Source organism: Roseivirga sp. UBA838, assembly GCF_002296035.1.
Lineage (GTDB): Bacteria > Bacteroidota > Bacteroidia > Cytophagales > Cyclobacteriaceae > Roseivirga > Roseivirga thermotolerans.
The window spans coordinates 1-7,504 of record NZ_DBHC01000026.1 but is presented as its reverse complement, the minus strand read 5'-3'; the positions used below and the strand labels follow the sequence as shown (position 1 = coordinate 7,504).

Annotated in this window: 7 protein-coding genes; 2 read left to right on the top strand and 5 right to left on the bottom strand. The window is 41.5% G+C overall.

Annotation, left to right across the window (positions count from 1 at the left end):
- Positions 1 to 39 precede the first annotated feature (39 nt).
- Positions 40 to 933, bottom strand: a complete 894-nt coding sequence (locus B3O12_RS09130) for a 3-hydroxybutyryl-CoA dehydrogenase (protein ID WP_286756070.1) — start codon at positions 931 to 933, stop codon at positions 40 to 42.
- 438 nt (positions 934 to 1,371) lie between these two features.
- On the opposite strand from B3O12_RS09130, the gene B3O12_RS09125 reads away from it, so the two are divergent.
- A complete protein-coding gene (locus B3O12_RS09125; RefSeq protein ID WP_286756069.1) occupies positions 1,372 to 2,049 on the top strand; it encodes a copper homeostasis protein CutC in 678 nt (225 codons plus the stop codon).
- Here the strand turns inward: B3O12_RS09125 and B3O12_RS09120 are convergent.
- Positions 2,034 to 3,113, bottom strand: coding sequence for a hypothetical protein (locus B3O12_RS09120; RefSeq protein ID WP_286756068.1), 1,080 nt, complete (start codon positions 3,111 to 3,113; stop codon positions 2,034 to 2,036). The genes B3O12_RS09125 and B3O12_RS09120 overlap by 16 nt on opposite strands.
- A gap of 77 nt (positions 3,114 to 3,190) precedes the next feature.
- Here B3O12_RS09120 and B3O12_RS09115 point away from each other — a divergent pair, with 77 nt between their 5' ends.
- Entirely contained in the window at positions 3,191 to 4,027 is an 837-nt protein-coding gene (locus tag B3O12_RS09115) for a CvfB family protein (RefSeq protein ID WP_286756067.1), read from the top strand.
- A gap of 238 nt (positions 4,028 to 4,265) precedes the next feature.
- Here B3O12_RS09115 and B3O12_RS09110 read toward each other — a convergent pair whose 3' ends face one another.
- The 3 genes from B3O12_RS09110 to B3O12_RS09100 form a co-directional block, all read right to left on the bottom strand.
- Positions 4,266 to 4,628, bottom strand: coding sequence for a hypothetical protein (locus tag B3O12_RS09110; RefSeq protein WP_286756066.1), 363 nt, complete (start codon positions 4,626 to 4,628; stop codon positions 4,266 to 4,268).
- Between the two features lie 3 nt (positions 4,629 to 4,631).
- The gene (locus B3O12_RS09105; protein ID WP_286756065.1) at positions 4,632 to 5,870 is read right to left on the bottom strand and encodes a sterol desaturase family protein; all 1,239 of its coding nucleotides are present in this window, start codon (positions 5,868 to 5,870) and stop codon (positions 4,632 to 4,634) included.
- 159 nt (positions 5,871 to 6,029) lie between these two features.
- Positions 6,030 to 7,256 carry a sterol desaturase family protein gene (locus tag B3O12_RS09100; RefSeq protein WP_286756064.1) on the bottom strand — a complete coding sequence of 409 codons (1,227 nt, stop codon included), beginning with the start codon at positions 7,254 to 7,256 and terminating at the stop codon, positions 6,030 to 6,032.
- Positions 7,257 to 7,504: the final 248 nt, after the last annotated feature.

The following is a 7,504-nucleotide window of genomic DNA, read 5'->3' as shown; positions in this document are numbered from 1 at the left end:
TTTCGTACATCGAACTCAGGTTAAGTGAGTAACCCTATTTTATTTTTTGCTGAACTGGCCGGAAACCACAAGGTCTTTGGTTCCATGAGACCAGTCGTAGAATCCTTCACCCGATTTCACACCCAGATATCCGGCAGTAACCATGTTAACAAGCAGCGGGCACGGAGCATATTTCGGGTTGCCAAAACCTTCGTAAAGTACATTCATAATGGAAAGGCAAACATCCAAACCGATGAAATCAGCTAATTGTAAAGGCCCCATCGGATGAGCCATTCCAAGTTTCATTACAGTATCAATTTCTTCAACTCCGGCCACACCTTCAAAAAGAGAGATAATGGCTTCGTTAATCATTGGCATTAAAATGCGGTTGGAAATAAAACCGGGATAGTCGTTTACCTCCACAGGCACCTTGCCCAGCTTTTTAGAGGCCTCCATTATCTGCTGAGTTACTGCATCGGAAGTAGCATAGCCTCTGATTACTTCTACCAGCTTCATAACCGGCACGGGGTTCATAAAGTGCATACCAATTACCTTATCGGCCCTTTTGGTTACTGACCCAATCTTGGTAATTGGAATTGAAGACGTATTGGAGGCAAGAATGCATTCCGGTTTGGTAAAAGACTCCAGGTCTTCAAATATTTTCAGTTTAATGTTAACGTTTTCGGTTGCAGCTTCAACCACCAAGTCGGCCTGTGCCACACCAGACTTCAGGTCAGTGTAAGTAGTAATGTTAGAAAGGGTAGCATTTTTTGTGGCCTCATCAATCTTTTCTTTGGCCAGCATTCTATCTAAATTCTTTTCAATGGTTTTCAGGGCTCTGTCTAGGGCCTCTTGCGATATATCTACCAGGTTTACTTTAAATCCACTCTGAGCAAAAACATGGGCTATGCCGTTACCCATAGTACCAGAACCAATCACTGAAATATTCTCCATTTGCTAATCTTTAGGTTTGTTTACGTTTGTACAAATATAATTGCATCATCTACTTTTAACCTGCGATCGGTGTAAGGAATTGATTAAATATCCAAAAAGGCCTCTTGAAAGGTTATGACAAGATTTTTCTTTGAAAATACCATAGTCCCAAAGGAAAGCGTATGCCAATGTATTTGACATCCCATTCACAGGCCACTGGACGAATTAATATCTGCTTTCCCATATTATATACTTCTCTGTGATCCGGATTGGAGTACTTTGTTATTTTCGAAAAAGGAATAGGGTTACTTAATTTGGGTCACATATAAGTGAATAGACAGCATAAAGTCACGCGGTGTCTTTACAGCGTTTTGTAAGGATCATTTGTGAAGACACAAACCATGGTAGAGTGTTGAAAGATATGCCATGCTTCTTAAGTAACCCCTAAAAATACCAGATATGCCCTTATTAGAAATTTGTGCCGGTAGTGTGGAATCGGCCTTAAATGCCAATGCGGCCAAAGCCGATAGAATTGAATTGTGTGCCGAACTTTCTGTAGGGGGGCTTACGCCCAGTAAAGGGATGATTCATTTGGTGAAGGAGATGGTGGATATCCCTGTCTATGTGTTGATCAGGCCAAGGTCCGGAGACTTTTGTTACTCTTTGCTAGAGTTAGAACAGATGAAAGAAGATGTGGCGTTTTGTAGCAAAATGGGCTGTGAAGGAGTGGTGATTGGGGCGCTTACTCCCGATAGAAAAATACACGAAAGGATGACGTATGAACTCATGCAGGAGGCTGGTTATATGGACGTAACTTTTCATAAGGCCTTTGATGAAACAGTGAATCCTTTTGAGGCATTGGATACCCTTCGTGAATTGGGAGTTCAAAGAGTACTTACCTCAGGAGGGGCCGCTACTGCTCTGGCGGGCTACGACAGGTTAGGGGAGTTAATAGAGGAAGCCGATGATGACCTAATCATTATGCCCGGAGGGGGCATTCGGTCGGAGAACATTAAACATTTACTTTCACTTGAAGCCCAGGAATACCATAGTGCTGCCTTGTTGCCCGGCCAAAAGCACACCTCCAAAGAGGAGGTCAAGGCTATGCTAGACTGTTTGCGTCAATTGTCCGTATAGCGCAATACCAAGTCTAATAAAATGGGTAAATGATCGCTATAACCTCCCAGATATTGTGGTCCCTGGTACGTCCTGAAGGGTCTGGTAGCACCTGTTGCGCCTTCTGTTAAGAGAAAGTCCAAGTCGAAAATTTGAGCCGTGCGTTTGAATACGGAGGTACGGCCACCACCTTTCAGGAGGTTTCCCGATACTATAAACTGATCTAGAATACCCCATTTATTTTCGAAACTGTGAGTACCTGCCTGATAGCGAATCGGGTACATAAGATTAAACAGATCGGTGCTTGCTGTTTGTTCTATTTCGGTTTTAACGCGCAAACCGGTAATCATACTTTCTTCTTCAGGTTCATCATTAAAGTCGCCCCCTATAATGATATTGGCCCCGGGGTTAACACTTAGTATAGAGTCTGCTTTAGCCCTAACAAGCTGAGCTGCGAATAGGCGTTTAGGTTGTGTCTCAAACTCACCGCCAAATTTGGATGGCCAGTGATTCACAAAATAATGCAAGGTATCGCCATTGGGTAGTTCGCCAATCACATAGAGTATATCACGGGTTCTGCTTGCTGTGTCAAAAGGAAACCGAACGGGGTAGTAGAAGTAATCGATAAGTTTGAATTTATCGGGGCGGTAAATGGCGGCTACATCAATGCCCCTGCGGTCTTTCGAGTCTTGATGAATAATTTCATAACTCACTGATTTTAGTGGGGTAAACTGAGTGAGTGTGGTGAGAACGTATCGGTTTTCCACTTCACAAAACCCGATAAGCTCGGGAGCTTCCCAGCCGCCCATAGCCACTATGGTTTTGGCCAGTTTTTGTTGTTTTGCTAAGTAGCGCTCTTTTGTCCAGCGATTGCCACCACGAGGTAAAAATTCATCGTCAAGCGTGGTACTATCGTCAAAATAGTCGAAAAGATTTTCTACGTTGTAAAAAGCTACCCGAAAGCGTTCTGTTCCTCTAAAACTGCCGTCAAAAGCTTCTGAAGCCAAAAAGTGCTTCTGGGCTACTGAAGGAGTGTAGAGGTTGCAAAGGAGGAAAATAATGAGTGTGTTTCGGAATAGTTTCAAAGCAATTGAGAATTGGCTGCCGATTAATGGTACTTTTGCATTGGTATTCAAAATACGAATAGATTGACGAATTCATTATGGATATAGGGAAAATTCAAGAGCTGGAAATTGCCAGAGAAGTAGATTTTGGTTGCTACCTCACCGATGGTAAAGAAGAAGTACTGATTCCTGCAAAATATTTACCGGAACAATACGAGATTGGAGACAAACTAAAGGTGTTTGTTTACACAGATCATATGAGCCGACCCATTGCGGTTACCCGGTGGCCCTATGGTCAGGTTGGTGAAATCGTTGGTTTGAAGGTAAAACAGATAACCGATTTTGGAGCTTTTGTAGACAACGGACTAGAGAAGGATCTTTTGGTGCCCAAAAAAGAACAGCATGCCGACATGCGTGAAGGAGGGCAGTATGCAGTTATGATATTGCTCGACTATAAGACCAATCGCATGATAGGCTCAACCAAAATTGCTGGCTTCGTTTCTGACACTGCCGATGGTCTGGAAGAAGGGCAGGAGGTAAAACTCGTTATATGGCAAAAAACAGACCTGGGGTATAAAGTAGTGATCAATAGTGAGTATGTGGGGCTTGTCTATGACAATGAAATTTTTGAAGACATTAGGTTGGGCGATAACCGCCTGGGCTACATAAAGCACATTAGAGAAGACGGAAAGATAGATGTGAGCCTGCAAAAGCAGGGCTATGAGGCTGTGCTCGATATGTCTGATTCGGTATTGAATGCCCTTAGAGAAGCAGGAGGAAGTCTTGCCCTGGGCGATAAGAGCTCTCCTGAAGAGATTCAGCAGGCCTTTGGAATGAGCAAAAAGAACTTTAAAAAGGTGCTCGGAGGGTTGTATAAAGCCGGGCACATTGAGATATTCGACAGAGAAATAAAGCTTAAAAAGGCGGAAGGTTAACTTGAGGAGCAGTTAACCTTCCCTAAACTACCTATAAAACTAAAACTAACCTAAGCTAATTTATCTTACTGACGCGGCAGTGTATAACGATTGCACAAATGCCAATAAAGCAGTTAGCTTGATAATCTATGTCTTTAAGTTATGAATATTTTGGTTATTGAAAAATTATATTCTTCAAAAAAATATATTGAAGAAATTTCCTTTGACAATCTGCTTAAATACTAAAATTTTAGTTGTTTTAGCGAATATCCACTTCGTTCGCTATTCCCAGGGCGGTAAACCGAATGCGCAACACTCTGGGGTCTTCGGCCGGGCCTCCATCACATTTTTCGGAGGGGTCTATGGCATAGATATAATAGGTTTGGCTTCGTTCGTATAGTTCTTCTGTTTCAGGAGCTCCCAGTGCTTTAATTATACTTTTCTGATAGAGCCCTAACAATTTGGGTTTTACTTCAAAAATTTGGTCAATCATTTGAGCCCTGTCGCCTTTACATCCATTGGGATCACCCTTCCAGGTTTCAACATTAAAATTGCCCAAGTCGGCTGTTTTGGTACAGCTCAAAGAAGCAAATACCATTAAACACATCAGAACTTTCTTCACAGTTTAGGAATTCGTGGGTTGTACAATGGCCTTTTTAATGGCAAAGAACCAAATGGCCGTGCCAAAGATATAGGTTGCTAAACTAGCAGACAGTATGGTATGGTCTAAAATATGAGGAAATAATACCAGAAGACTGGTTGGAATGGCCACCAAACGGAAAATTTCCAGCCAACTAACCCACTTTCTACCCTCGAACATTGCACCAAAACTTACAGTCGATACTATAATTATTAGTGCCAGTACCAGTTTTTGAATCATTTGGTTTTCAAAAGTCTCAAGATTAAACAAGAAAAGGGCAGTGCCAGCTAGCAAAACTATGTATTGCACCAGTACATAGGCATTCACCACCTTTGCAGCATGCAAATCGAATTTACGGTAGGAGGTTCGGTCTATGTCGTACGGAGCTCTGTATCCGCCAAGATAGTCGGGCAACCAACCCGGCTTTTGAAATACATAACGTAGCCTATCACTCCATTTCGGAATGGTTCGCATATCGCGCAGCATGTCAGAGTAGTGAGCCACATTGGCCCAAACAGGGTTCCAACTGTTCAGGTTTTTGGTGATTCCGTAGGTAGGTCTCTCTTCTTCTTGCTTAAAAGTGCCAAAGAGCCGGTCCCAGATTATAAAAGTACCTCCATGATTTTTATCAATATACTTTGGGTTCCGTGCATGATGCACCCTGTGATGCGAGGGGGTATTGAATATGGCTTCGAACCATTGCGGAAGCTTGTTGATGGATTCCGTGTGTATCCAGAATTGGTATAACAGATTAAAGCCTGAGACCGAGAGAAGTATTAGCGGATGAAAACCCACCAGTGCCATGGGGGTGTAAAAGATGAAAGTCCAGATGGTTTGAGTAGAACTTTGCCGAAGGGCCACAGAAAGGTTGTACTCTTCGCTTTGATGATGCACACTATGGCCACCCCAAAACAGGTTTACTTCGTGGCTCATGCGATGGGCCCAGTAATAGAAAAAATCATAGGCTATAAAAGCTACAATCCAGGTGAGTACCGAGTTTTCAATAGTAATAAACCTGAATGTTTCGAAGATGAATGTGTAAAAGCCTATGGTAAATACTTTAAGAAAGGCCCCGGTAACCTGTGATGTAACACCACAATTAATATTGGTAATGGCATCGTTGAGTCTATAAGAACGAATAGACTGAAATCGATGAGCAACCAACTCCAGACCAATTAAGAGAAAATATACCGGAATGGCTATTATAGTAGGATCCAGACTCATACCGGTGGCTTTTAGAATTTGTTAAATAGTTAAAGTTACTCATTCAGTCACATAGAAGTAAGTATATATTCACAATGCCATGTAAGAGTTATTTGTAAAGCTACAAATGGTGGCAAAGTGTGAAAACATACGCCATGCGCCTGAAGTAGTTCTAATATATTATTTCTGCGCCAAAAGATCCAATCTGCCTTTTATTTGGATAAACCAGATTAATGAAATAATAAGATAAGCAATGGCTATCAATGATGCCACAGTCAACCACTTTGAGTAGAAGAGAGAAATAAAGGCTATTGGAACAGCGATCAACCTTATAAACTCAATAAGTCGGCTCCACTTTCTGTTTTCGAATAAAAAGCCGAAAGAGGCTACAGAAAAGATTATGAACAAGGCAGAAATGATTTTTTTAGAAATCTCCAGTTCGTTCACATAGTACAGAAAAAACATTGTTGAAGTCATCAGTACCAGAAATTGGAAGCTTACGTAAAAGTTGAGCCTTACAGAGGTACGGTTTTCAAACTTTTCATAAGCCGGGTCAATATCAGGAGCTTTTTCAAACCCTCCCATATATTCAGGTTTCCAGCCGGGCTTTTTAAATAGTAGTCTAACCTTATCCTTTACGGAAGGGACACGTTTTAAATCGCTCAAAATGGCAGAATAGTGGGCAAAGTTAGCCCAAACTGGATTCCAGCTTTTCAGAGGCTTGGTTATACCATAATGAGGCGGCTCATCTTCCTTTTCAAAAGTCTTAAATAACCTGTCCCAGATTATCAGTGTACCGGCATGGTTTTTATCAATGTACTTGGGGTTTCGGGCGTGGTGTACTCTGTGGTGCGATGGTGTATTGAAAATGAACTCGAACCATCTTGGCATCTTTTTGATCGATTCTGTGTGTATCCAAAATTGGTAAACGAGGTTTAAGCCCTGAGAGGTGATAAATACAATAGGGTCTATTCCTGCAAGGGCCAGAGGAAGATAAAACAAGAAAGTCCATAGAATTTGAGTAGAGCTTTGCCTTAAAGCCACCGATAGGTTGTATTCTTCACTTTGATGATGAACACTATGACCACCCCAGAACAAATTAATTTCATGGCTAAGTCGGTGTGCCCAGTAATACATAAAGTCAAAGAACACAAAGGCCAAAGGGAAGGCCCACCAGACAATTGGGATATTGAAAAAACCGAATTTTTCTTCGATAAGCGTATAGGCACTAAAAAGGGTAACCAGCAAAAAGGCTCCCGTAATCTGAGAAACAACTCCGCAGTTAATGTTAGTCATAGCATCTTTCAGCCTATATGACTTATGCTTTTTTAGACGCAGCACAATAAACTCAAAGCCTATGAGCAGGAAGTAGATCGGTATGGCAATTACAGTTGGATTAATATTCATTCGTTAGAAACTCATTAATAGAAAATACAAGAAGAATTTTGCGTAAAGTAAATGGTCAATGTTACAGGAATCGTTCGCTAACCGGGCTTTACGCTCGTAAAAAGGAACTATATCAGCTAAGTGGAAAAGAATCATTTTGAAACTCTATAAAATTAAGAGTTTTAAAATTCAAATGAATGATTTTTGAAATATCCTGAACCTTCAATCACTTATACTCTATTATCGGGTTACTCATTTAGATCGCATTT

What these genes read in the sequence shown, in the direction of transcription:
- B3O12_RS09130 (WP_286756070.1), bottom strand. Translation starts at nt 933, where the DNA reads ATGGAGAATATTTCAGTGATTGGTTCTGGTACTATGGGTAACGGCATA.
- B3O12_RS09125 (WP_286756069.1), top strand. Translation starts at nt 1,372, where the DNA reads ATGCCCTTATTAGAAATTTGTGCCGGTAGTGTGGAATCGGCCTTAAAT.
- B3O12_RS09115 (WP_286756067.1), top strand. Translation starts at nt 3,191, where the DNA reads ATGGATATAGGGAAAATTCAAGAGCTGGAAATTGCCAGAGAAGTAGAT.
- B3O12_RS09105 (WP_286756065.1), bottom strand. Translation starts at nt 5,870, where the DNA reads ATGAGTCTGGATCCTACTATAATAGCCATTCCGGTATATTTTCTCTTA.
- B3O12_RS09100 (WP_286756064.1), bottom strand. Translation starts at nt 7,256, where the DNA reads ATGAATATTAATCCAACTGTAATTGCCATACCGATCTACTTCCTGCTC.